General features: G+C 54.9%; 24 protein-coding genes and 1 tRNA gene. 13 read left to right on the forward strand and 12 right to left on the reverse strand.

Annotated features, from left to right (window positions below):
• Positions 1-261 precede the first annotated feature (261 nt).
• Positions 262-345, reverse strand: a tRNA-Leu gene (locus AAA927_RS00130).
• 191 nt (positions 346-536) lie between these two features.
• On the opposite strand from AAA927_RS00130, the gene AAA927_RS00135 reads away from it, so the two are divergent.
• From AAA927_RS00135 to AAA927_RS00160, 6 genes are all read left to right on the forward strand, one after another.
• Positions 537-2,261: an ABC transporter ATP-binding protein gene (locus AAA927_RS00135; protein ID WP_338214571.1), complete on the forward strand. Its 1,725-nt coding sequence runs from the start codon at positions 537-539 to the stop codon at positions 2,259-2,261.
• On the forward strand, positions 2,254-4,038 hold the full coding sequence (locus AAA927_RS00140; protein ID WP_338215312.1) for an ABC transporter ATP-binding protein: 1,785 nt from the start codon (positions 2,254-2,256) through the stop codon (positions 4,036-4,038). The genes AAA927_RS00135 and AAA927_RS00140 overlap by 8 nt, the downstream gene beginning before the upstream one ends.
• 59 nt (positions 4,039-4,097) lie before the next feature.
• The gene (locus AAA927_RS00145; protein ID WP_338214573.1) at positions 4,098-4,481 is read left to right on the forward strand and encodes a hypothetical protein; all 384 of its coding nucleotides are present in this window, start codon (positions 4,098-4,100) and stop codon (positions 4,479-4,481) included.
• Between the two features lie 136 nt (positions 4,482-4,617).
• Positions 4,618-4,902 (forward strand): hypothetical protein, encoded by a 285-nt coding sequence (locus AAA927_RS00150; protein ID WP_338214575.1) that lies wholly within the window; start codon positions 4,618-4,620, stop codon positions 4,900-4,902.
• A gap of 209 nt (positions 4,903-5,111) precedes the next feature.
• Positions 5,112-5,651 carry an RNA polymerase sigma factor gene (locus AAA927_RS00155; protein ID WP_338214577.1) on the forward strand — a complete coding sequence of 180 codons (540 nt, stop codon included), beginning with the start codon at positions 5,112-5,114 and terminating at the stop codon, positions 5,649-5,651.
• Positions 5,652-5,755: 104 nt separating this feature from the next.
• Entirely contained in the window at positions 5,756-8,275 is a 2,520-nt protein-coding gene (locus tag AAA927_RS00160) for a M1 family metallopeptidase (RefSeq protein WP_338214579.1), read from the forward strand.
• Positions 8,276-8,348: 73 nt separating this feature from the next.
• Here AAA927_RS00160 and AAA927_RS00165 read toward each other — a convergent pair whose 3' ends face one another.
• From AAA927_RS00165 to AAA927_RS00175, 3 genes are read right to left on the reverse strand one after another with little or no spacing between them, the layout of a single operon-like run.
• Positions 8,349-8,957: a GNAT family N-acetyltransferase gene (locus tag AAA927_RS00165; RefSeq protein ID WP_338214581.1), complete on the reverse strand. Its 609-nt coding sequence runs from the start codon at positions 8,955-8,957 to the stop codon at positions 8,349-8,351.
• A gap of 11 nt (positions 8,958-8,968) precedes the next feature.
• Positions 8,969-9,589, reverse strand: a complete 621-nt coding sequence (locus AAA927_RS00170; RefSeq protein ID WP_338214583.1) for a hypothetical protein — start codon at positions 9,587-9,589, stop codon at positions 8,969-8,971.
• 60 nt (positions 9,590-9,649) lie between these two features.
• A complete protein-coding gene (locus AAA927_RS00175; protein WP_338215314.1) occupies positions 9,650-10,999 on the reverse strand; it encodes an MFS transporter in 1,350 nt (449 codons plus the stop codon).
• Between the two features lie 267 nt (positions 11,000-11,266).
• On the opposite strand from AAA927_RS00175, the gene AAA927_RS00180 reads away from it, so the two are divergent.
• The 3 genes from AAA927_RS00180 to AAA927_RS00190 all read left to right on the forward strand — a co-directional run bounded on the left by AAA927_RS00180 (position 11,267) and on the right by AAA927_RS00190 (position 13,041).
• Positions 11,267-12,049 carry a tyrosine-protein phosphatase gene (locus tag AAA927_RS00180; protein ID WP_338214585.1) on the forward strand — a complete coding sequence of 261 codons (783 nt, stop codon included), beginning with the start codon at positions 11,267-11,269 and terminating at the stop codon, positions 12,047-12,049.
• Between the two features lie 9 nt (positions 12,050-12,058).
• Positions 12,059-12,367 carry a hypothetical protein gene (locus AAA927_RS00185; RefSeq protein WP_338214587.1) on the forward strand — a complete coding sequence of 103 codons (309 nt, stop codon included), beginning with the start codon at positions 12,059-12,061 and terminating at the stop codon, positions 12,365-12,367.
• A 62-nt stretch (positions 12,368-12,429) separates the two neighbouring features.
• Positions 12,430-13,041 carry a histidine phosphatase family protein gene (locus AAA927_RS00190; protein ID WP_338214589.1) on the forward strand — a complete coding sequence of 204 codons (612 nt, stop codon included), beginning with the start codon at positions 12,430-12,432 and terminating at the stop codon, positions 13,039-13,041.
• 65 nt (positions 13,042-13,106) lie between these two features.
• On the opposite strand, the gene asnA is transcribed toward AAA927_RS00190, so the two are convergent.
• The 4 genes from asnA to AAA927_RS00210 form a co-directional block, all read right to left on the reverse strand.
• Positions 13,107-14,114, reverse strand: a complete 1,008-nt coding sequence (gene asnA / locus AAA927_RS00195) for an aspartate--ammonia ligase (protein ID WP_338214590.1) — start codon at positions 14,112-14,114, stop codon at positions 13,107-13,109.
• Between the two features lie 369 nt (positions 14,115-14,483).
• Complete coding sequence (locus AAA927_RS00200) at positions 14,484-15,140, reverse strand: YoaK family protein (protein WP_338214591.1); 657 nt, start codon at positions 15,138-15,140, stop codon at positions 14,484-14,486.
• Between the two features lie 117 nt (positions 15,141-15,257).
• Positions 15,258-15,899: an SDR family oxidoreductase gene (locus AAA927_RS00205; RefSeq protein WP_338214592.1), complete on the reverse strand. Its 642-nt coding sequence runs from the start codon at positions 15,897-15,899 to the stop codon at positions 15,258-15,260.
• 96 nt (positions 15,900-15,995) lie between these two features.
• Positions 15,996-16,553 carry a TetR/AcrR family transcriptional regulator C-terminal domain-containing protein gene (locus AAA927_RS00210; protein ID WP_338214593.1) on the reverse strand — a complete coding sequence of 186 codons (558 nt, stop codon included), beginning with the start codon at positions 16,551-16,553 and terminating at the stop codon, positions 15,996-15,998.
• Between the two features lie 149 nt (positions 16,554-16,702).
• Between AAA927_RS00210 and AAA927_RS00215 the strand changes: the two genes are divergently transcribed.
• Complete coding sequence (locus AAA927_RS00215) at positions 16,703-17,635, forward strand: diacylglycerol/lipid kinase family protein (RefSeq protein ID WP_338214594.1); 933 nt, start codon at positions 16,703-16,705, stop codon at positions 17,633-17,635.
• Positions 17,636-17,679: 44 nt separating this feature from the next.
• On the opposite strand, the gene AAA927_RS00220 is transcribed toward AAA927_RS00215, so the two are convergent.
• On the reverse strand, positions 17,680-17,994 hold the full coding sequence (locus tag AAA927_RS00220; protein ID WP_125581259.1) for a SemiSWEET family transporter: 315 nt from the start codon (positions 17,992-17,994) through the stop codon (positions 17,680-17,682).
• Between the two features lie 197 nt (positions 17,995-18,191).
• Between AAA927_RS00220 and recA the strand changes: the two genes are divergently transcribed.
• Together recA and AAA927_RS00230 are read left to right on the forward strand one after the other, a co-directional pair.
• On the forward strand, positions 18,192-19,283 hold the full coding sequence (gene recA, locus AAA927_RS00225; protein WP_338214595.1) for a recombinase RecA: 1,092 nt from the start codon (positions 18,192-18,194) through the stop codon (positions 19,281-19,283).
• 401 nt (positions 19,284-19,684) lie between these two features.
• Positions 19,685-20,722, forward strand: a complete 1,038-nt coding sequence (locus tag AAA927_RS00230; protein WP_338214597.1) for a competence protein CoiA — start codon at positions 19,685-19,687, stop codon at positions 20,720-20,722.
• On the opposite strand, the gene ald is transcribed toward AAA927_RS00230, so the two are convergent.
• The 3 genes from ald to AAA927_RS00245 form a co-directional block, all read right to left on the reverse strand.
• Positions 20,705-21,814 (reverse strand): alanine dehydrogenase, encoded by a 1,110-nt coding sequence (gene ald / locus AAA927_RS00235; RefSeq protein WP_338214599.1) that lies wholly within the window; start codon positions 21,812-21,814, stop codon positions 20,705-20,707. The two genes, AAA927_RS00230 and ald, sit on opposite strands and share 18 nt — an antisense overlap.
• Before the next feature lie 130 nt (positions 21,815-21,944).
• Entirely contained in the window at positions 21,945-22,553 is a 609-nt protein-coding gene (locus AAA927_RS00240) for a DsbA family protein (RefSeq protein WP_338214601.1), read from the reverse strand.
• Positions 22,554-22,656: 103 nt separating this feature from the next.
• Complete coding sequence (locus tag AAA927_RS00245; protein ID WP_338214603.1) at positions 22,657-23,244, reverse strand: CYTH domain-containing protein; 588 nt, start codon at positions 23,242-23,244, stop codon at positions 22,657-22,659.
• A gap of 104 nt (positions 23,245-23,348) precedes the next feature.
• Between AAA927_RS00245 and yjbM the strand changes: the two genes are divergently transcribed.
• Positions 23,349-24,014 carry a GTP diphosphokinase gene (gene yjbM / locus AAA927_RS00250; protein ID WP_125581247.1) on the forward strand — a complete coding sequence of 222 codons (666 nt, stop codon included), beginning with the start codon at positions 23,349-23,351 and terminating at the stop codon, positions 24,012-24,014.

The following is a 24,014-nucleotide window of genomic DNA, read 5'->3' on the forward strand; positions in this document are numbered from 1 at the left end:
AAGCGGGCCTACTTAGGGGGACTGATAGCCTAGCTTTGAGCCACACCGGCGGCTTTTGCCGGTGAGGCTCAAAGCGCAGCTAGCCGCGCCCCCGCTGCCCCGCTGAGCGCAACTAGAGTAGGCTGCGAAGACCGCCGCACTTAGGGGACGGTTAGCCTTTCTAACGTATGTCGGCCTGTACGCGTTCCGCGCTAAAACCGGCCTATCTCCGCAGCCTAAAAAAGCCTCTCACCAACCGAAGTTAGTGAGGGGCTTATCTGCTGCCGCAAACAGGAGTCGAACCTGCACATGGATAACCATACAGCGACCTGAACACTGCGCGTCTGCCAATTCCGCCATTGCGGCGACAACATTAGTATTATAGCAAGTTGCCTGACGTTTGCCAACTGGAATCTGTCGCTAGGGAGGGTCAAATGAGTTGACATCGCAATGATTAGCGCTAACATGATTTTAATGAGTTTTTCATAACGCGCCACGGATTCCTTAGTCCTTACTAGGCTGCGGGATCAGTGGCGCTTTTTTGCGGAGGTGTTGGTGTGTTCAAATTATTGATGGCGCATATGCATGGGCGAGCGCGCTGGTGCTTCTTTCTGGCGCCGGCGGTGATGCTGGTCGAAGTGTTTTCGGATCTGCAGCAGCCCACTTTAATGTCCGATATTATCGATCACGGGCTGGCTAAAGGCGACCTGCATTTTGTCATCCGCACCTCACTTTTGATGCTGATGTTTGCTTTGATCGGGGTCGCTGCCGGCAGTGCCGCCGGTATTTTGGGCAACTATGCTTCTTTGCACATGGGGCAGAAGCTGCGTAGTCATATGCTGACGGTGGCGCTCAATAGCCGAGCAGCTGGTGGGCTGACCCCGGCGACTTTGATCACGCGGATTACCAATGATGTGACCCAAATGCAAAATCTGGTGATGATGGTGACGCGCGGGATGGTGCGCGCACCGATGCTGATGCTGGGCGGGATGGTGATGGCTGTGATTGTGTCGCCGCGCCTGGCGCCGATTTTGCTGATTATCATGCCGCTTTTGGCGGTGTTCATCCTAGTGGTGATGAAGCACAGTATTCCCTTGTACACCCACATGCAGCAGCAAGTCGATGGCATGAACCGCGTGATGCGAGAAAATTTGCAAGGAGCCAAAACGATTAAGGCGTATACGCTGGAAGACCACCAGCTGACGCAGTTCAACCAAGCGAACGCGGACTTGCTGGATAGCAGTATTCGCGCCTCGCTGGCCACGGTGCCGCTCAGCCCAATCATCCAACTGGCGCTGAACCTAGGCGTGGTGGTGGCGCTGGCTTACGGCGGCCAACTGGACGTTAACGGCGTGATTTTGGATGGGCAAATCATTGCGTTTGTGAATTACATGATTCAGATCACCAACGCGATGGTGATGACCGTCAACATCATCACGGCTTTTTCTCGCGCCATTACCTCGGCGGCCCGGGTGCAGGCGGTGCTTGCCGAAGCCACCGGTGAAGTGCCAGTCGGCTCTGCTAGCAATGCGCCGGCGGGTAGCGCGATTACGTTTGACCATGTGACTTTTGGGTATCAACAAAGTAGGCCGATTTTGGACGATATCACCTTCACCGTGCCGGCCGGTCAGTGGTTAGGCATCATCGGCACCACCGGCAGCGGTAAGTCGTCGGTAATCAACCTGTTGACCCGCGCCTTTGATGATTATCAAGGCACCATTGAAGTCGGTGGGGTAGATATTCAGCACCTCGACTTAGCCGCGCTCCATCACAAAGTCACCGTGGCGACGCAAGAGGCAATGCTCTTTTCCGGCACGATTGCCTCTAATTTGCGCTTTGGGGTGCCTGAGGCCAATCAGGCGCAGCTCACGGCCGGCGCAACGGTAGCGGCCGCCACGAGCTTTATTGACCCGCTGCCGGCGCAATACGAGGCACCAGTGGAACAAAGCGGCAAGAATTTTTCTGGCGGGCAGCGGCAGCGGCTGAACATTGCCCGCGCCGCGGTGCCAGATGCCGATATTTTGGTGCTGGATGATGCGACCAGTGCGGTGGATCAAACCACTAACGCCGCCATTCAGACCCAGCTCACCAAAACGCGGCGTGACCGCACCACGGTCATCATCTCGCAGCGCGTGACTAACATCATGCACTGCGATCAAATCATCGTGCTAGAAGAAGGGCGCATCACGGCTGCCGGTTCGCATGAGGCCCTGGTCAAACAGTCGCCATTTTATGCTCAGCTGGTGCAAACGCAGTTAGGAGGTGGGCGCTATGATGATTAATCGCCGTGGGCCAAGGCGCCTGCATCAAGAAAAAGTGCAACTGACAAACTGGCGGCAAACGACCCGCCGCATTTTGGGCTACTTGGGCTTTGCCAAAGGCCGCTTGCTGGTGGTGTTCGGCCTGACAGTGTTCACCACCGCGGCGACGATTATCGGCAACCGGGTCAACGGGGTGGTGATTGACCAGTTTCTCACCCGAGCCAAGCTGCCGTTACTCTTCATGATCTGCGGACTGTTGGCCGGGATGTATGCGTTGAGCAGCGTGTTCACGTATTTTCAAAATGCGGTGATCATCAAGGTCGCGCAGCAGGCTTCGGCCCGCATTCGCCATGATATTTTTGCCAATCTGCAGCGCCTGCCGATGCGGTATTTTGACACCCATGACAATGGGGATGTGATGAGCCGGCTGACCAATGACGTGGACAACATTAATACCGCGATGATGCAGACTTTTGTCCAGCTTTTCACTGGGATTATCTCAGTGATTGGCATGGGGGCGGCGATGCTGATCCTCTCGCCGCTGCTGACGCTGATTGCGCTTTTGAGCTCAGGCGGGACTTACCTGGTCACCCGCGCGGTGGCCAAAGTCACCCAGCAGGCATTTGTGACGCAGCAGCAAGCGCTAGGGGAGCTCAACAGTCAGATTGAAGAAAATGTCTCTGGTAAGCAGGTGGTGCAATTGTTTGACCACCAAGCGGCGACGCTTGCGAAGTTTGATGCCACCAATGAAACCTACACCAACGCGGCCTTTCGCGCGCAGGCTTTCAGTAGCATTCTTGGCCCCATCAACAATGCCACCAATAACGTGGCTTATCTGTTGATCACCTTTGTCGGCGCTTGGTCCATTCTGGCCGGGCACGGCGGCATTACCGTCGGGGTGATTTTCACGTTCCTGATTTATCTGCGGAACTTCACCGGCCCCATCAATAATATTTTGGATCTCGTGAACACCTTGCAGCTGTCGTTAGCTTCCGCCGAGCGCATTTTTGAGGTGATCGATGCCCCGCGGGAACAAGATCGAGCAGATGCGGTGGCGGTGACCACTACCCAAGGCAATGTCACGTTTGACCATGTGGATTTTGCCTATGACACCCGGCCGATTTTGCGCGATATTAATCTAACCGCCAAGGCTGGACAGATGGTGGCGCTGGTTGGCGAAACCGGGGCGGGCAAAACCACCATCATGAATTTGCTCACGAATTTGTACCCGCTGGAGCACGGCCGGGTGCTGTTGGACGGGCAGGATGTGGCGACGCTTCGCCGTGCCGATTTGCGCCGGTTGATCACGGTCGTGCAACAAGAGCCGTTCATGTTCTCCCTGTCCATCAAGGAAAACATTCGCCTCGGCCGCGCCACCGCCAGCGATGCTGAGGTGATTGAAGCGGCGCAAAATGCGCACGCCGATGGCTTCATTCGCCAGCTGCCAGCAGGTTACGACACGGTGCTGACCGAAAATGCGCACAACCTCTCGCAAGGCCAGCGGCAGCTACTCAGCATTGCGCGGGCCTTTATCGCCAAGGCGCCAGTTTCGGTGCTGGATGAGGCCACGGCCTCGATTGACTCCAACACGGAAGCCGATGTCCAGCACGCGATGACGGCGTTGATGCAGGATAAAACCAGCTTTGTCATTGCCCACCGGCTGTCCACTATTCAGCATGCAGACCAAATTTTGGTGATTGATGACGGCCGCGTGATTGAGCGCGGCACGCATGAGCAGCTCTTGGCCGAAAATGGGGCATACACTCAGCTGTATAATAGTCAATTTGATCAAGCCTGACGCTCTGTGGTTGTGCTATATTAGCTTTGGAACCGATTACACAGGAAGAAGGCCTCATGATGCCAGATACAGCAACGATTACCGCTAGAGTGGCAGCTGTCCCCACTGCTCCGCAGCAAGTGGTGCGAGTGATTGATGCCAGCCGTTTGCAGGATTTCTTTGATATGGCGCGCATCGGCATGAACAGCATTTTAGCGTACCGCATCCAAGGCGAGCCGCCGGTAGCGGATCAGCTGGCCTGCTCGCTGCAGGCGGAGGCACTGGATGCGTTTGCCGACCAAGTGAGCGCACAATTCTTGGCGCCGCTTGCGCAAGCTGGAGCCACCGGGTATTTACTGCAAGGCCGGACCAGTGCTGGCTTGATAGTGCCCGATGCAGTCGGGGACTTACTGCTGGTTTGCAGCAAGGACTTTCCGCAGTCTGAGGATTGCCACTGCGGTTAAGCAGTGCCAGATTTGAATCAATTGGTGGGACGCTGATGTTATCATCGGCGTCTTTTTGTGTCCCATTAGCGGCTTAAAAAAGCTTGAAGCAAACATATGTTCGTTATTCTGCTACAATGACCATGAGGTGACACGAATGACGTATCAAGCGCAAATCGCGGCCGTCGCAGAAGCCGTTCAAGTCCAGTTTCCCCAGCTGGAGCTGATCGCCGGCGCAATTCAAGATGCGAGCGGGGCCGAGGCCAGCTGGAAACTGACGGTGTATGAACCGGAAACGCAAACGAGTTTTTATTTTCGAGCGGGGCCCACTGCCGGCTGGATGTGGGATCAAACTGCCGATATCGTGTTGCCCCCGGTGATCAAGGATGCCATCAAATTAACTTTAGCGGTGATTAAGATAGGACTGGCCCCTTCAACTTAAGCGAATTCACGCGCAGGAAGGCGGCGCCAACAACGTAAGATCAAGTCGCAGCTCATCCTTGCCGAGGCGCAAAGGCGTCACCAGGCGGCTGCGGCGGGGTTGATGCGCTTTTTTCATTTGTGCGCCCCGTCGTTACACTGACCTCATCATGACCGGTGATGAAATTCACCTCGCCGCCTCGGCCAAGGTGGCGTCAAGAAGGGGTCGCAGTGGCGACGAATCAAGTAGCATTTGCGTTTTACCTGCAGCATCAGCGGGTGGTTTACTATGCTTTGAGCAGGCTGGGCGTGCGCCCGCAAACGCCGGACTATCAAGATTTGAGGCAGGAGGGGATGCTCCTGTACCTAGCGTATTATCAGCAGTATGAAGAACCTTTGAATCAGCCAGCGGCGGTGCAAAAATTTAACCGGCTGGCCGGGAAAATCGTTTATCTGGGCCTGCTGCAACACCGGCTGAAGTGGCAGCGGCGCCAGGCGCTGGAGCAAACAGTCGGCGCGCAGTGGCACCAAGTAGCCGCCATGACCGCGGCGCGGCAGGAATCTAGTCTCAGCGGCTTATTGGTGGCTGAGACGTTGACCGCTCTTGCAGCACGTTTGACGCCCGGCGAACGCACCATCTTAGGCCTGCGCTATGGCGAACAGTTATCCAATCGCGAAATCGCCCTGCGCCTGAACATTAGCCCGCAGCGGGTCAACGCAGTGCGCCACCAGATTGCAGTGAAATATCTGGCGTGGCAGGCGGAACCGTAGGCGGTAGGATTGAGGCCACCCCGGCGGCTGATTGCCGGTTTGGTGGCCTTTTGTCTGCGATAGGGTATATAATGGGATCATTATAAAATTTCGGAGGGAAAATAATGGCAAAACACTTATACGAAACTTTCCAGCCAGCACACTATGACTTGTTCATTGATGTTGACCGGGGCACCAAAACCATCACTGGGAAAACCACGATTCAAGGCGAGGCCAAAGCGGCTAACATCGCGCTGAACCAAAAGTACCTGAAGATCAGTAGCGTGCAAGCCGATGGCCAAACCGTGCCGTTTACGGTGGATGACCAGGCTGAAACTGTCAACATCACGTTGCCGCAAGCCGGCGCGGTGACGTTGACGCTTGATTACACGGCGCCGCTGACCGACACCATGATGGGCATTTATCCTTCCTATTATGAAATCAATGGCGAAAAGCAGCTCCTGATTGGGACCCAGTTCGAATCCACTGCTGCGCGCCAAGCCTTCCCAGGCGTTGATGAACCAGAAGCAAAGGCAACCTTCAGCTTGGCATTGAAGTTCGACGAACAACCTGGCGAAACCGTCATTGCCAACATGCCAGAAGTGAAAGTTGAAGCTGGGGTGCACTATTTTGACACCACCATGCGCATGTCCACGTACCTGGTGGCCTTCGCGTTTGGCGATATGCAAAAGAAACTGACCAAAACCAAGAGCGGCGTGGAAATTGGCGTTTTTGCCACCAAAGCCCACCAGCCAAAGGAACTCGATTTTGCCTTGGACATTGCCAAGCGGGCGATTGAATTCTACGAAGACTTTTACGAAACGCCATACCCGCTACCACATTCCTACCAGTTGGCCTTGCCAGACTTTTCTGCTGGCGCCATGGAAAACTGGGGCCTGGTCACCTATCGTGAGGCATACCTGACGCTGGATCCTGACAACACTTCCTTGCGCATGAAGCAGCTGGTCGCAACCGTCATCACCCACGAACTGGCGCACCAGTGGTTCGGCGATTTGGTCACCATGAAGTGGTGGGATGACTTGTGGCTCAATGAATCTTTTGCCAACATGATGGAATACCTGAGCGTTGATGCCATGGAACCAAATTGGCACATTTGGGAAATGTTCCAGACTTCTGAAGCGTCGGCTGCTTTGCAGCGGGATGCAACGGATGGTGTGCAGTCGGTCCATGTCGCCGTCGAAGATCCTGCTGACATCGATTCTGTGTTCGACGGCGCGATTGTGTACGCCAAAGGCTCACGGCTACTGGTGATGGTCCGCGCCTTGATCGGCGACGACAACCTGCGCAAGGGCCTCAAGGCATACTTTGACGCCCACAAGTTCGGCAACGCCAAAGGGGCCGATCTCTGGGCCGCCTTGGGTGAAGCGTCTGGGATCGATGTGGGCGCCATCATGACCTCCTGGTTGGAACAGCCTGGTTATCCACTGGTCACGGCTAAAATCGTTGACGGTCAGTTGCAGCTCAGCCAGCAGCAATTCTTCATCGGTGAAGGCAAGGAAGTTGGCCGCCAGTGGCAGATTCCGCTGGAAAGCAACTACGCCGCTGCACCGCAGATTATGAGCGAAAAAACGGTGACCTTGGGCGACTACAAGACCTTGCGCGCTGAAGCAGGCAAAGCTTTCCGCCTGAACGTCGGCAACAACTCGCACTTCATCGTGAAGTACGATGACACCTTGATGGCCGACCTGCTCAGCGAAGCGGCTGACTTTGATGCTATTTCCAAGCTGCAGCTGTTGCAAGATATGCGGCTCCAGGCCGAAGCAGGCGTGATTTCTTATGCCGACATTGTGCCGCTGCTGAAGACGTTCAAGGATGACACCAGCAACATCGTCATTACCGCGGTGATGCAAACCGCCGGCCGCCTGCAGAAATTCACCACGCCGGATTCGGAAGCGGACAAGCAATTGCGCGCCTTCTTCAAGCTGTTATCTGCTGGCCAGTATGCCCGCCTTGGCCTCACGCCAAAGGCTGGCGAATCCAATGATGACCAAATCGGCCGGCCATATATACTGGATGGGGCCGCGTTCGGCCACAATGCTGACTTCGAAGCCGATGCGCATGCTTTGTATACCAGTACCGATATTGCGGGCATGTCAGCTGATGCTCGGCCTTATGTCCTGAAGAATGAGGCTAAGCAGCATCCAAGTCAGGCCCTGTTCGACCATTTCATCGCCGAGTACCGGAAGACAGCCGATCCAAGTGTCAAAGACGCCCTGATGTACGCAACGCCAGCCTTCAAGGACGAAGTAATTTTGAAGCAAATTGTGACCTACTTTGAAGAGGCTGATACCATCAAGCCGCAAGACCTGCGGAGCTGGTTCCATGGCGTGTTGGCCAACCCACACGGTGAACAACTGGCTTGGGATTGGCTGCGCAACGAATGGGACTGGCTGAACAAGACGGTCGGCGGCGACATGGAATTCACCACCTACATCACCGTAGTGGCCAGCCGCTTCGATACGGCTCAGCGTTTGGCAGAGTTCAAGGCCTTCTTCGAACCGAAGCTTGAGGTGCCAGGGCTGGGTCGCGAAATCCAGATGGACACCAAAGTGATTGCAACGCGGGTGGCTTTGATCGAGGATCAGAAAGACCAAGTCAACGCAGCGATTGCCAAAGCTTTATAATCTGATTACCGAAACGTCGGCTGCAGCCGGCGTTTTTGTGTGGGGCAAAAGAAAAACCCTGCCAATGGCGGGGTTAAAAGACTTGACTATAAAGCATGCAGGTCAGCGGAAATTGCTTGGCGCCTAGGGTGAGCTCAATCTGGCGCGTTTGCTCGCGAATAAAGCCGCGGTGATCATAGAACTGGTACACGCAGTCGCTGTCGGTATAGAGGAAGTACCGTTTGCCTTTGGCGGTTTGTGCGAACGCCTCCAGCAGCTGACTGCCAATGCCGCGGCCTTGCAGCGTCGGGTCGGTGGCGAGCAAACTGATTTCGCCATCGGCCGGCTTTTTGGCGGTGAAAGCCGCGAGCATGTCGGCGTTGGCGGCGTCATAGGCGGGCGTGCCTTGGCCCGCGAAAACGCGTATCAAACGCTGATAACTGCCGACCAAGAGGCGCCGCAGCCAAGTGGCGTGAGGCTTTGGGGCCGCTGTTTCGCTGGCAAGCAGCACGCCCACCAGCCGGCCCTCCTCATAGGCGCCAAGTGCCTGAGTGGTGTTGGCGTATTCGTGTTCAACGAAATAGTAGCCAAAGGCCCGTAGCATCAGCGGATTTTGAAAATAACGGTCAAAGTGCATGCCCTCAATGGCGAAAGTGACGACTTGGGGAAAATCACGCGGTGAAAGGGGTTGAATGGTGATCACAAAGCGCCTCCTTAGATGGTGAAGGCAAAACCTGGGTAACGCTGGGCAAACTCAGCCGTTGCGGCTTGCAGCGCGGCTTGATCATTGGCAACCAGCGCTTCAGGCAGTTCCAAGTCTTCGATGTCGATGCTCATTTGCCAAGCCAGCTCGCGAATGGTCATGCCCTCATAATGACGATAAGTTGGCAGGACAGCGGTGACATCAGCGCCGGCTTCAAACAGGCGCGTGAATTCCTGGGCGGGCTGAGCAATCAGTGGTCGCTCCTGCAGCCAAGCGGCGGTGATAGACGCCGCTTTGAGCACGCCGGCTTCCTTGAAATACTGCGTCAGCAGCGGCCGTGGCAGAGGATCCTTGGCGTCGCCAACGTCCCAGGTGGTGGCTAATTGATTCGCGTCTGCAGCTTCTAAGAGTCGCGCGAGCCAAGGGGTAAGTTGTGTTTGTTCGTAAGCCGATGCGGCTTGTTCAATCGCCGGCCAATCAGCGGCGGTTTTGAACGCCGGTATGCCGGCTGGACCGGCTAAGCCAACGGTGGCTGCGATTTGCGTCCAGTCGGCGGGTGCTTCGCTAATCGGCCACGTCGCGGCTGAAGGCACGGTTATGGTTGGGGCAACGGCAATGGTGAATAAGTGCATGATGAATCCTCCCTGATCAGGCATCGTTTTCTTCAGTGTACCGCAGTGGCAAGCAAATGACTAAGCCGCTTGTGGTTTGAGTAAGCGCCAGAACAGGCCAATCACGACTAGCCCTAGGGCGACTAAGAGCCAAAAGGCGGCATTAGAGCCGGCGGTGACTTGCTGCGCTTTGCTCCAGCCTGGGTGGTTAATCATCGTCATCATCAGCGATAAAACAGTGGTGCCGACTGCCCCCGCGACTTGCTGGCCGGTGTTGTACAAGGCATTGGCGTCATTTTGCAGGTCCTTGGGCAGCCCTTTGAGGCCATAGGCAACTGAATTACTGAAGGCCATCGACCGGCCAATGGCAAAGACGAGGTACACCCAAGTCACCCCAACCACGCCCAGCGCTGGGCCAAACACGGCAAAGACGAGAATTGAAGCCGTGAATAAGCTAGCGCCGAGCAATAGCGGCAGCTTGCCGCCAAAGCGGTCCAGCATCCAGCCATACACCGGTTGGCCGATGCCGTTAAAGACGCTACCTGGCAGTAAAATCAGGCCACCCACCAGCGCGGTAGCGGAAAAGACGTCTTGCACATAATTGGGTAGCAGGAAGTTTAAGCCAACGTTGGCAAATTGCAAGGTGATATAAGGTAAAAAACTGAACAAAAAGGCCGGTTCATGGAACACGCGCAGCGAGAACAGATAGCGCGTACTGGTGTGGGATACCCGTAGAAAGCCCCAACCAGCCGCCAGCATCAGTGCCAGTAGGCCGAACGCCAATGCCCAGTGACCATCGCCAAAAGTAGTCAGTCCAACGACCAAGGCGATTAAAGCGGTAGCGAGCAGCCCAAAGCGCGTCCAGTCAAAGGCCAGGGGTTCAGCCTTGGTGTATTGCTTGATTTGGCTTTGGCCAAGCACCATGAGCACTAACGCCAGGGGCAAGGTAATCCAGAAAATCAGCCGCCAGCTGCCCATCGCCGCCAGCGCGCCGCCAAAGGTTGGACCGAGGGCTGGGGCAATCAAGATGATTAAGTTAGCAATGCCAAGGTACACTCCGAGTTTGGCGCGCGGCACGACATCCAAGATGATATTGACCATCAGGGGCGTGCACAGGCCAACGCAGCCAGCTTGAATCAAGCGGCCGAGCAACATTTGCGGGAAAATCACCGCCGTGGCACACAGTAAATCCCCTAAGGAAAAAAGCAGCGCGCCCCAGACGAAAAGTTGCCGGTTCGTAAAGCGCCGTTTCATGTAAGCTGAAGTGAGCATGATTAAGGCCGCCGTCAGCAGGTAGCCAGATGTGACCCACTGCACGGTGCTGAGCGATACGTGGAAGTCGGCCATCAAGGTCGGAAAAGTCGTATTCATGGCGGTTTCGGTCAAGATGCCAAGAAACGACATTAGCGCCACAATGGCAACCACCAGCATGGGATTTTGCTTTTTTGCAGCCAAACTCTAACCTCTTTCTGAAAATTGGAATACGTCCATTATAGCCTTGACCCGGCCTTGAGGCTAGTCAAGGCCGCTGGCAGGCGGGATTGGTCGGGGTGGTTAAGCGGTACTGCCAGCCATGGCCATCACCGACCAGCGGCTAGACATTAAGGCGTAAGCGCAACCAAGTCGGGCTGACGGCTAACGACTTTTGTCCGAATCTGCGCTACAATGTTAAGACAACAATAGAAATGAAGTGATCAAGTGGAACCGATGCTCCTGAATATTCACCATGGCTATAATTTTCGTGATTTAGGCGGTTATCCGACCACCGATGGCAAGCGCATCCAGGCACGCCGGCTGATTCGCTCCGGCAGTTTGGATCGCCTTTCGCAGCGCGATATTGATTTTTTGCATCAATACGGCGTACGCGTTGATGTCGACTTTCGGACGCAAGATGAGCGCAGTGCCAAACCTGATCGCCTGCCAGGCTCGGCCCGTTACGTATTCGATCCGGTGTTCAGCGAAGACAAAACGCAAGTGTCCAAGTCCTGGGCTGAAGAGCAAAAGGCTTTCGCGCTGGATGGCCAGGCTGGGTATCACAATATGCTGCGAACGTATCGCGATATTGTGTTAAGTGATGCCGCCCAAAAGGCTTACCGTCAGTTTTTTGACTTGGTGTTGGCCAATGACAAAGATGCGCTCTTATTCCATTGCACTGCCGGTAAAGACCGGACCGGGATGGGCGCGGTGTATTTGCTCTCAGCGCTGGGTGTGGATGAAGCCACGATTCGCAAGGATTACCTGGCGACTAATCAGTACATGTCGCAAGCTGTGGCGGAAGTAATCGATCAAGCCAAGCGCGCCGGCGGCAATGCCAACATGTTGCAGGGGATGCATGATATTTGGGTGGTGTATCCGGAATATCTTGATGCGGCGCTAGCGGCGATTCACGAGACTTACGGCAGTATGCAGCAATACCTGAGCGAGGCGTTGGCCTTGTCGAACCGGCAAATAACGACGCTTCGCGAATTGTATTTAGAGTAGGAGGGTAACATGACCGAATTAGACCCCACACATCATTATTCGCAGCAAGCCGGCGCCGAGACCCAAAAGGCGTTTCAACTCACCGCCGGCATCATCATTGTTGATTTGGCCGTCATGCTGTTTACCGCCTGGTGGTGGCTCCTGATTATTGCGGTGGCCAGTGCCGGGGCGTTTGCGCTATTTTTGACGCGCCGCACTAAAGTTACCTTGCTGGACGTGAACACCAACAAGTTCATCACGACTTCGATGAGTACTTGGAAGGATTTTCAAGCCGCCCATCCAGAACTCGTCGATAAAGCCGGGGCCGACCAAGATTAAGCCGGCGCGGCGCAAGCAAAGTATGGTATCCTGAAACTGCTTACAAATGGAGGGATGACTTAATGGAACTTGTACTTGTGCGCCACAGCATCAGCGTGTCCAATCACCAGGAACGCATCTCAGGCAACGGTGATGATGTGCCCCTGTCTGAGGCGGGCATTGCCTATGCCAAGCAGTGTGCTGGCGCTTTTGATTGGCAGCGGTTCGATGTGGTTTATACGAGCACGATGACCCGCGCCAAGCAAACGGCAGCGCTGCTGACAGGCGAGCATATGCCGTTACATGAGGATCCGCGGCTGGTGGAAATGGGCTTCGGCGATTGGGAAGGGCTTGATCCGGAACCGTTCCGGCATCAATTCCCAGATAGCTTCGATTATCATGGCATGTTCAATGCCAACTTCAGCAAGCATGCCCCGCATGCTGAAAGCTATGCCGAATTGACCGTTCGCGCCATGGATTTTCTCGCGATGCTGCAACGCAAAGCGCCATCTGATTCGGTGCTGGCGGTGAGCCACGGTATGACGATTCGCGCCTTAGTCGCTGCCGCCTTGCATCTGTCGCCGGAAGCCTTAGCCGCACCGCAAAATGTGGCGGTAAACGCTTTGCATTTCGACGAACATGATGGCTTCCGGGCCCGGCTGTTGACGTATGATCGCGTCCTGATTCCGCAATGAGGGTTTAACTGCATCCATGCAAAAAGGCTGCTTCGCCAATCGAAGCAGCCTTTTCATATGCCAAACTAGAGAATCTGAATGCCTGCTGCCTGACAAGCATCAAGCGTGGCTTGCGGCCAGACGCTGGCTTGGACTTCGCCGACATGCGCCTTGCCGAGCAGCAACATGCACAGTCGGGATTGCCCAATGCCGCCGCCAATGGTGTAAGGTAGCTTGCCAGCCAGCAGCAGCTCATGGAACGGTAGGTGCGCCCGGTCTTCGGCATGCGCGGCTTTGAGTTGCCGGCGCATCGCCGCCTCGTCGACACGGATACCCATGCTGGACAGTTCCATCACATGGTGAAGTGGTTCGTACCAGAACAGGAGATCACCGTTTAAGGTCCAGTCGTCGTAGTCAGGGGCCCGGCCGTCATGGCGTTGTCCAGATTTGAGTAGGCCGCCAATTTGCATCAGAAAAACAGCCCCGTCTTCTTGGCAAATCAAAGCTTCCCGCTCTTGTGGGGTCTTGTCGGGCCAGCGGTCTTCCAGCTCCTGCGTGGTGTGGAAGTGAATCTCGTTGGGCAAGTGATGAACGGCTTGGGGATATTTGTACCAAACTTCATCTTCCATGTGCTTGATGACCTTGAAGATTTGGCGAACGGTGGCCTTTAGCGTCGCTTCAGTGCGTTCTTCTTTGGTGATGATTTTTTCCCAGTCCCATTGATCGACATAGATGGAGTGAAAGTTGTCGAGGTCCTCATCCTTACGAATGGCGTTCATGTTGGTGTAGAGGCCTTCGTGTAGTTTGAAGCCGTAACGATAAAGGGCCATGCGCTTCCACTTGGCCAAGGAATGCACAATTTCGAGCTGCTCTCCAGGCAGGGCTTGCATGGTGAAACTGACCGGCTTTTCCACCCCATTCAAGTTGTCATTGAGCCCGGTGGCTTGTTCCACCATCATTGGGGCCGACATCCGCTGCAGGCCCATTTGCTGGCCGAATTCATCTTGGAAGGTTTCCCGGATGTAGCGAATGGCCGCTTCCGTCTCTTTGACTGAAAGCTTTGGATCATAGTGGTCTGGAATTATTAAAGTCATATCAATGCACTCCTTTTTAAAATCACAACAGCCAGCAGGGATGGCCACAAAAAAAGCCCTTCGTCCTCTTAAGCAAGGGACGAAAGACTTTTCGCGGTACCACCCAAGTTGCCTATCTAAAATAGACCACCTCAATACGCACTAACATGCGTTTCCGGATGGTAACGGGCCGGTCACGGCTACGCCTACTTTGGCCGCAGCCATTTGGGGTAGCAACATAAGAAAGGGTTATTCGCCGCAGTTGGGGTCTGATCGAGTTTCCACTGGCCTCGACTCACTGGCAGAGCAACTGCGGTTACTGAACTTTCTTTTCGTTTTTTAATGTTGGACTTACTTTAGCATCTTCGGTGCGGTTTGAAAAGAGGCCGCTCAAACTTTTTTTCGGTGGCCGGTGGCGATGACCAGCATTAAACTCGCCAGAGCCAAAACCAGGGCACTGCGGCCGAGGATGAACGATAAGCCCTGCACAGCTGCGGCACCAACCGCAAAGCTAAGTAAAATGACTAGGATATCCATGGTGCGACTTTTTGCTTGTTGCTCCCGCTTGAGTAGCCAATCGTAGCCTGATTCAACCAATAAGCGCAGATTCCCGGTCATCATGAGGGACGTGAATGGTGCGCCATGGAGCGAGCGAAATTCTTGGAGTTGCGCCGCCGCGGCCGCCGCTAAAAGCCAAGTGACCAGGGGCTGAGAACCAAGCTGCGTCACCAGCAGGGCCAGACTAATCAACAGTAGCTCATAAAACAAGATCAAGGTCCCTCGGTCCAACTGGGCGGTGCTAGGATAGCGGTGCTGAATGCCTCGCGCCACCGCCGTGCCGAACATGAACGTCAACAGCGCCCCGGCGTAATGGGCGGCCTCAGCCCACTGTCCGCCGCCAACATGGACGCCGAGCAAAATTAAGTTACCGGTTTGCAGGCCAGCAAACACGGCGCCTTGATGTAAAAAGGTGTATCCGTCTAAGCTCCCTGCGGTCGCGGCGAGCAGCGCGCCAGGCAGGAGCGTGGTGTAATCAGGCTTGGTCATGGACTGGACCTCCTTAGTCAGTGGGTAGCTGCTAGTTTACTGCAACCAAAAGAGGGGTCAAGTAACTTGTCTTGCCTACAAAAAAACCGCTGCCCGGCGACAACGGTTGCTTTAAAGTTAATAAAATGATGGTTTGTCGCCATCGGTATTGGGCTGGTTGACCCCCAGCGAATCACGTTGGGCCTTTGAGGGATCATCAATGAGCTTGACGACCACATCGGCGATACTCTTACGCGAAACCTCGGTGCCTTTGAAGACATCATGACGGTGCGTGATTTCGTAGCTGACAATATCCTTATTGGACAGCCAAGCCGGCCGAATAATGGTGTAGGCCAAATCGGAATCCTCAATGACCTTGGCCGCGGCGGTGTAAGGTTCAAGGTAACCGCCATCGAGTTGCGCGTGGTTCCAAGCGCCAAATTTGCCTGGCACTTCATCGTAAATCCCCAATGTCGAAATCCAAATCAGGCGCTTGACGCCGGCCTGGTCCATCGCCGCGACGACGCTTTGGGCCTGCTTTTCAATCTGGGCGTTGCCTAAGTTGGCGTACACAATATCAATTCCCGCCAGCGCCGCTTTGAGGGCGGCAACGTCGGTGGCATCGCCTTCAATCACTGTTTCGCGGCTAGGGTCTTGGACCTGCAGGCGGCTCGCGTGCCGCAAAAATAAGGTCAACTGATGAGAAGTAGTGCTCAGCAACTGCTGTTCGGCCAACCGAGCAATTTGCCCGTTAGCGCCTAAAATTAGAACATGACTCATATTTTTCACTCCTTTGACGCAGGGTGACCTGCGTTTTGCTTAACGACAAATAGAGTGTAACACTGATTTTAAGTAAGCAAAGCGGACAAAATGAGCCTAGTGTCCGGTGCGGGCTTTGAGTCCTGCCAGGTTGTCGGCAATCAAGCTGCTCAGATTGCGCTCTACCACCGCCACCGGCTCTGCCGGGGCGGTCAACAGGAACCGACGCAACACACCCAAACTCATATCTGCCAGCGCCGCGGCTAGGAACTGCTGATAGTCAGCCGATAAGGCGAGTTGCTCGGCGTGCTGCAGATCGCGCAAAATGGTGCGACACATTTCTTCTAGGTGAGCACGGATGTAAGTTTCCGGCGCATTCTGCTCGTCGAGTTGTAGGGCTTGCCGGTAGAAGTCCCGGTTGGCATCAAAATACGCGAGCATCGCATGCACGGTTTGCGGCCAGCGCCGGTAATCGCCGCAGTACCAGACATCGGCGTCAATCTCGGTCCGGTAGATGTCGCCGAGGACATCGTATTTATCCCGGTAATAGTCGTAAAAGGTCTGCCGCCGTAAGCCAGCCTGCTTCATGATGGTGGTGACGTTGATTTGCGTTAGCGGCATGGTTCCCACCAGCGCTTTGGTGGTTTGCACGATGGTGGTTTTTGCTTTTGCCATGGTCTCATCTCCGTCGTTAGCTTACCACAAGCGGTGGCACAGTGAGAAACTAGGCCTTGATTGGAAACTTTAACTTGCGATAGGCGATGATTTTTCTGCTATAATCTAAGCATTAATGTTTAATCAGTCGTTAGAGTATGGGGTGCGAAGTGGAAGAAATCGAATTAATTATTAATGAATATGCCGGCAATGCGCGGACGAAAAAACAAATTCCAGCGTTAATGACGGCTTTGGCCGAGCAGTATACCTTCGCCACCACCACTTATACGAAGCAACCCGGTGATGCCCGCGATGCCGTCGCTGCCGTGGTGGCCAAAGTCGAGGCGGCCAGCGTCAAGCCGCTGGTGGTGGTGATTGGCGGAGATGGCACTTTGCACGATGTCGTGAACGGCCTGCAAGCTTTGGGGCAAGGGGATATCCCAGTCGGTTACATTCCTAACGGCACCGGCAATGATTTCGCCCGGGCCCATGGCATTCCTTTGGACCCCTTTGCTGCAGTGGCGGCGTTAAAAACCGCACGCCCGCACGCCGCTCGCATTGGTAAGGCGGAAACTGAGGAATATGGCACCCTGTACTTTTTGAACAACTTCGGCGTCGGGGTGGATGGCGGTATCGTGTACGACACCAATCATTCCACCAGCAAAGCGGCCTTGAACAAGGTGCATTTGGGCCAGCTCTCATACACCGCCAACATTTTACGCGCCGTAGTGAGCCAGAAAGCCTTCCGGTCCACGGTGAAAATCGATCAGCCGGTGACGATTGATAACACCTTCCTGTGCGTATTCACCAACCATCCGTTTTTAGGTGGCGGCCTGCGCTTGTTCCCAGACCGTGCTCAAGATTGGCATCAGCTTAGTTTTGTCTTGGTGCGCAAGGAGAAATGGCGGCTGCTGATTCAAGTATTGATGGCAATTTTGAGTGGTAAGTCGGAGCACCGCAAGCTTGGCCATGTGAAGGCGAACCGCTATGAATTCAGCACCGACGCACATGAGCATATTCAATTGGACGGTGAGGAGTACACCAGCCCAGTGCATGCGGTGCTGACGCAAGTCGATCAAACCATGTTGCTTCCCATCCAGTAAAAAAACGGGCGATCAGCGCGGCTGCGTTGATTGCCCGTTTGTATTTAGTGAATGTAGACGGTTAAGACCGTAATGAACCCAAAAACAATCCCAGGGAGGTTAGAGATAATCACGGGCCAGTCTTTGTATGTTTTGAACCAGCCGTAGCCGACCCAGAGCGTCGCATTAATCATCGCGACCAGCGGCTGCAGTGGTGAAACTGGATTGCCAGAGAAGTTGGCGATGATTTGCGGAATGTAAGAGATGTACATGGAAATGCAGGTAATGGTGGCGACGCGGCTGAGAATTTTTAACCGTTTGACCCGTTTGGGATCAACCGCGTCTTGGCCTTCTGGGTACTTGCTTGTGTCGATACGCATTGAATCATCCTTTCTGCGTTTGCTTGTCCCCCAAATTTGGGTTCCAGTTTAACGCACATGTTGAATCAATGCAAAAAGCCGGGCAACAATGAAAGGTGAATACCAGGTAATTGCGAATTTAATTATTGGTAGGGGTCGCATCGAACATTCGTTTGGTGTATAATTAATCAGACAACGAGATAGAGAGGACGAAAACAATGGCTAAAAAATCTGCGAATGGGCAAACCTCACTGGATGGCGGCGCCCGCGAACAGGCGCTGGATGCGGCGCTGAAGAAGATCAAGAAACAATTCGGTGATGGCGCCGTGATGAAGATGGGCGACAAGTCGCTCACGAATGTTGCGGTGGTTTCCACCGGTATCTTATCTTTGGATTTGGCGCTGGGCGTCGGTGGTTTCCCGAAAGGCCGGGTCATCGAGATTTATGGCCCTGAAAGTTCAGGGAAAACCACTATTGCCCTGCAAGCCGTTGCCAGTGTCCAGAAAAACGGCGGCACGGCGGCGTATATCGATGCTGAAAACGCCTTGGATCCTAAGTATGCCGAAGCGTTAGGCGTCAACATCGATGACTTACTGCTGTCGCAGCCAGATACCGGTGAGCAAGGGTTGGAAATTGCCGATGCCTTGGTTCAGTCTGGGGCCGTTAACATTGTCGTCGTCGATTCCGTCGCCGCTTTGGTGCCACAAGCCGAAATCGAAGGCGAAATTGGCGATAGTCATGTGGGCCTGCAAGCCCGGATGATGTCCCAGGCACTGCGGAAGCTGACGTCCACGATTTTCAAGACGCAAACGATTGTCATTTTCATCAACCAGTTGCGGGAAAAAATCGGCGTCATGTTCGGCAACCCCGAAACCACGCCTGGTGGCCGGGCCTTGAAGTTCTATTCCACCATCCGGCTGGAAGTGCGGCGCGCTCAGCAAGTTAAAAACGGCACGGATGTCGTGGGTAACATCACCAAGATCAAAGTAACCAAGAACAAGGTGGCACCGCCATTCAAGACGGTAGAAACCACGATGAGCTATGGCCACGGGATTTCGCCAGAAGCGGATATGCTCAACTTGGGTGTGGATAACGAAATCGTCGAGAAGAGCGGTTCTTGGTACTCTTACGATGGCGAGCGGATTGGGCAAGGGGCCGACAATGCTGCCAACTACCTGATTGCCCATCAGGATGTCACTGACAAGTTGCGCAAGCAGTTGCAAGACAAGCTGTTCCCCAAACCAGAGGCTGATGAAGCGCCGGCGGAAACGGAAGAATCCGATCCATCCACGCTTGATATCGATAAGTAACCTTTTAGCCGTCAGCATGTTGTTGGCGGTTTTTTTGTGCGCTGCCGCGGGTTTGGCCGCCGGGGCGGCGGGCCGAGGTGGGCCTGCTGCGGGGTCGGCTGGAGCCAAAGTACGGTCTCCAGCCTCAAATGTGAACCGCCATCGCTACGCTCAACGGCGTTTCACATTTGCCCCCAGTCTGGACAGGAACAGCCTGCAAAGCCCGCAGTCTATTCGCGTCCAGACTGTTTCGCTGCTGGCCCACCGCGCCCCTTTGCCTCGACGGCCAAACCCGCTTCGTCACTCGTTCACTCAAGACGCTCAACCTAACCGAGGCTTCACTGTAAGCTTCAGACGGACACTGAGATGGACGCCTGTGCTCAGCGATAAAGTTTGCGTAATGTTTGGGTGAGGTGAGGAGCATGTTTGTTGCCCAAGCAGAAAATGGTCGGTTGGTGACGTTGCGGGATCATCAGCAGGCTAAAGCGCTCCATGAGCGGTTTGTGTGTCCCGCGTGTTTGCAGCCCGTGGGGATTCGTAATGGGGCGTTGATGCCGGCCCATTTTTATCATTTGGGGCCACCGTGTGCGGCGAGTGAGCCGGAGAGTTTGCCGCATTTGTTAGGGAAGCAGTGGCTGGCGGCGTTGGGTGAGCAGTTCGGTTATCGTAGCGAATTAGAGGTTTATTACCCGGCCATTAAGCAGCGGGCGGATGTGGTGTGGTTGCGAGATGGCAAACGCACGGTGTTAGAGTATCAGTGCAGTCCGCTTAGCGTTGAGGCGTTGGCCCAGCGCACGGCGGGCTATGCGAAGCTGGATTTGGTGGTAATCTGGATTGCCGGGCCGCGGTATTTTGATCGGTGGCCGGCGTTAAAGCAGGCCAAGTTTCTGCGCTACACTGCCGGCGGGTTTCAACTGCTTTTCTTGGATCCGCAAGCGGGGGTGCTGATTCAGTGGACGCTTCATGCCGATCATATCGAGCAGCGCCTGCAATGGTCTAACCGGGTGCAACAGCGGCGCCTCGATTATGCCGAGCGGCTGGTGGCTGAGGCCAAAGCCGTTCAAGCAGGGCTGCGTTTTCGGGAGCCGAAAGTGATGGCACTGCAAGCCCAGGCGGCTAAGCAAGGCTTGAATGTGGCCGGCGCGCCGTGGGTGGTGCATCAGCAGCAGCGGCATTTGCCGGGACTGGTGTTGCCAGAGTGGCAGTTGCGCACCTGGTGGTTGCTACAGTTTCAAACCGCTCCGATTCAAAAAGCCGCCGAAGCGGCTTTTTGGCGTCAGTTTTCGCAGGTCCGCACACCACTGGTACCGGCCCAAGCGGTACTTGAGGCCGTGCGGCGGCAGTGGCTGGCGGTGTTAAAACAGGCAGGCTATCTGCAGGAAACGCCGCTGTTTTGGCAATGGCGCCAGCAGCCAAGTTGGTATGCGACGGCGGCCGAGAAACTACAGCAGCTTCGCTAAGTCCTCATAAGCTAGGTTCAGGCTAGTCCCGACTGCGGGTTCGACCAGCTGCCCGGCATAAATGTTGACGCCGGTATACAGCATGTGGTCGGATTGGGCGGCTTGGGTGAGGCCTTGCGTGGCGAGTTTCACCGCGAGCGGGGTGGTGACTGCAGTTAAGGCGTCGGTCGCGGTTTTTGGTACTGCGCCCGGGACATTGGCCACGGCGTAATGAATCACCCCGTGTTTGAGGTAAATTGGATCATCAAAGGTAGTGGCGTGATCGCTGGTGGCAAAAATGCCGCCTTGGTCGATGGGAATATCCACGACGACGCTGCCGGGGGTCATGCTGGCAATCATTTGCTCTGAGACCAGCTTTGGCGCCACCGCCCCTGGAATAAGCACTGCCCCAATCACCAGGTCGGCAGTTTTGATCGAGGCGGCTAAGTTAGCTTCATTGGAGAACAAGGTTTGGACTTGACCACCGAATTGATCGTCAATGCGGGCTAGGGTGTGGCTATTGATATCCAGTACGGTGACATTGGCACCGAGGCCTAAAGCGGTTTTGGCGGCGTTCAGGCCGACCACACCGCCACCGATAATCACGACATTGGCTTTGGCCACCCCAGGCACGGCGGTGAGCAGCACGCCTTTGCCGCCGTTTTGGGTTTGGAGATACTGCGCCCCGAATAACACTGCCATGCGGCCAGCCACTTGACTCATTGGCGCCAGCGCCGGTAAGTCAGCGGCAGGGCCAACCATGGTTTCGTAACCAATGGCAGTGACCCCGGCAGCCATCAGGGCTTCCGTCAGGGGTTTGTTAGCGGCCAAGTGCAAGTAGGTGTACAGAATCAAATCTGAACGGAAATAATGGTATTCGCTCGCGAGCGGCTCTTTGACCTTAATCACTAAGTCCGCTTGCCAGGCGGTGTCGGCGTCGACCAGCTGCGCGCCCACCGCTTCGTATTGCGCATCGGCATAGCCGGCAGTGGTGCCGGCGGTATGCTCAATTGCCACCGTGTGGCCGGCTTTGATCAAACTCGCCGCGCCGGCGGGGGTCAGCCCCACCCGGTTTTCATTGTTCTTGATTTCCTTTGGCACACCAATTTTCATCGCAATCCCTCCCTGGATTTAGTTGACGACTTTAACTTATCATACCTAAGTGAAAGGGGCATTGTCGCGTTTCAACACTTGCGGCCAAATGAAAAACCGGATTAGTCAAAGGCTAATCCGGTTTTTATGACTAGAGCACCCGCAGCATTGCTTCCGGTGCAGGGAGTTCTGGTTGCAGCAGATATTTTTCACAGATGCGTTTGAGCATGTGCAGTGAGGGCAGTTGCTCAAGCCGTAAGCCTTCTTGCGGTTTGTTGGTGTCGAAAATCACCGCCGCCGGGGTGGTGGTGATGGCCATTTCCAGGGCAATGGCTTGATCGGAGCACAAACACTGATGCATCGCTTCGCGGGCCCGGTCTTCGTTGAAGGCGGCGACGTCAAAGCCAATGGCCGCCACGGCTTCGGCGGCTACTTGGGGGTCGTAAGCTTGGGCGGGGCAAGTTAAAGGCGCTTGCTCTGCCAAAAGCAGGGCGCGCGCTTTTTTATTGCCTTGGAATTGGGCGGCCTTGTAGTCTACCGCAATTTGGTAGGCAGTGTCGAACAGCTGGTTGCGCAGGTCAAGGTCATGGGCATCGAGCCCCAGTTCGGCCATATAACGGTCAATCACGGTAAAATTCACGAGTGGGACAAAGCGGAGCTTCACTTTTTGCGTCAGTTCTTTTGCCAAACGCTGAACCGCGCGTTCTGCTTCGCGGCAGCGGGTGCCAATTGGATTGATGAATAGGAAAAGTTCTAACACGGTGAGTCCTCCCGGAGAGTTTTTAAGTGGAAGCACGGAAAAGAAGGGTTTTTGCATCATGAGCTTCTACTCCTCACTTTACCAGAAAACTAATTAATGACAATTAATGTGCTTGTGAATTGCTGACATTGGCGGCCGCCCGGGCCACCTTGTTTTGCACCGGGGAAGGCGTGATGGCGAATTGCTGCAGCAGAGCCTGCCAGTACGCATGCGCGTCCGTCGTGTATTCCAGTTCCAGCTCAAAATCGCTGTGGCCGTTTGGGTAGTGGGTCTCATCCACAGTCACCAGCCCGGCTGGTTGATGGGAAACGCGCCTACGGGTCACTGCGGCGGCAAACTGTTGCAGTGAGCTCGGGGCAATGCCAGCGGCTTCCAGCGTCGTTTTGATTTGGCCGTGATTAGCCACGCTGTTGGCGCTGATCAGCGCCTTGGCTTCGCTCACCGTCAAGGGGTCGGTGATTTCCAGTAGCTGGCGGCTGGCACCATGGGGCTGCTTCAGGGTTTGCTCGGCGCGGGTGGCAAACTGGCGAATACGCAGGCCTTGGTTTTGCTGGCGGAGCGCAAAGTCAGGGGTGTCGTAGTACGTGTTGGTTTGGTCAAAAGCCGGGGCGAACGGCAAGGCAGCCAAGATAGCTACACTTTGGGCCGGCGTGATCAGGGTCTTGAATTCTTGTTCGCTTTGGATACTCATGGTCAAATCACCTCGGATTAAGTATACGCTATGTTCCAATGACAAGCGCGAGGTGAGCGCGACTTTATGGTAAAATGAAACAGGTTAGAATTGGAGGCGGCAAGATGCAGCGGGATTGGGAAACGTTTTTGATGCCGTATGAACAGGCGGTTAAGGAACTCAAAATTAAATTTCGCGGGATGCGCAGTCAATTCCTGCAGTCAGGCACCTATTCCCCGATTGAAATCGTCACCGGCCGGGTGAAGCCAGTGGACTCGATTGTGGAAAAGCAGTCGCGCCGGTATATTACCGACGAGCTGCTGGAGCAGGACATGCAAGACATCGCGGGCCTGCGCATTCAATGCCAATTCGTTGAAGACATTTACGCGGTGGTGGAGCTGATTCACCAGCGCACGGATATGAAGGTCGTGGAAGAGCGCGACTATGTTACCAACGTCAAGCCGTCGGGCTATCGCAGTTACCATGTGGTGATCGAGTACCCCGTTCAAATGGTCGAAGGCGAAAAGAAGCTGCTGGCTGAAATTCAGATTCGCACCATGGCGATGAATTTCTGGGCCACCATCGAGCACAGCCTGAATTACAAATATCAAGGCGACTTTCCTGATGCCTTGAAGGAGCGGCTCAAGCGCGCCGCTGAAGCCAGTGCCTTGCTGGATGATGAAATGTCCGAAATTCGTGAGGAAATTCAAGAAGCGCAGCAACTGTTTTCATATGGCAAAGGGCAGAATATGCCGCGCCGCCAGTCGCTACCGGAAAAAAAGGATGACTAA

The sequence above is a fragment of the Lacticaseibacillus salsurivasis genome (assembly GCF_036246225.1).
GTDB classification, from domain to species: Bacteria; Bacillota; Bacilli; order Lactobacillales; family Lactobacillaceae; genus Lacticaseibacillus; species Lacticaseibacillus salsurivasis.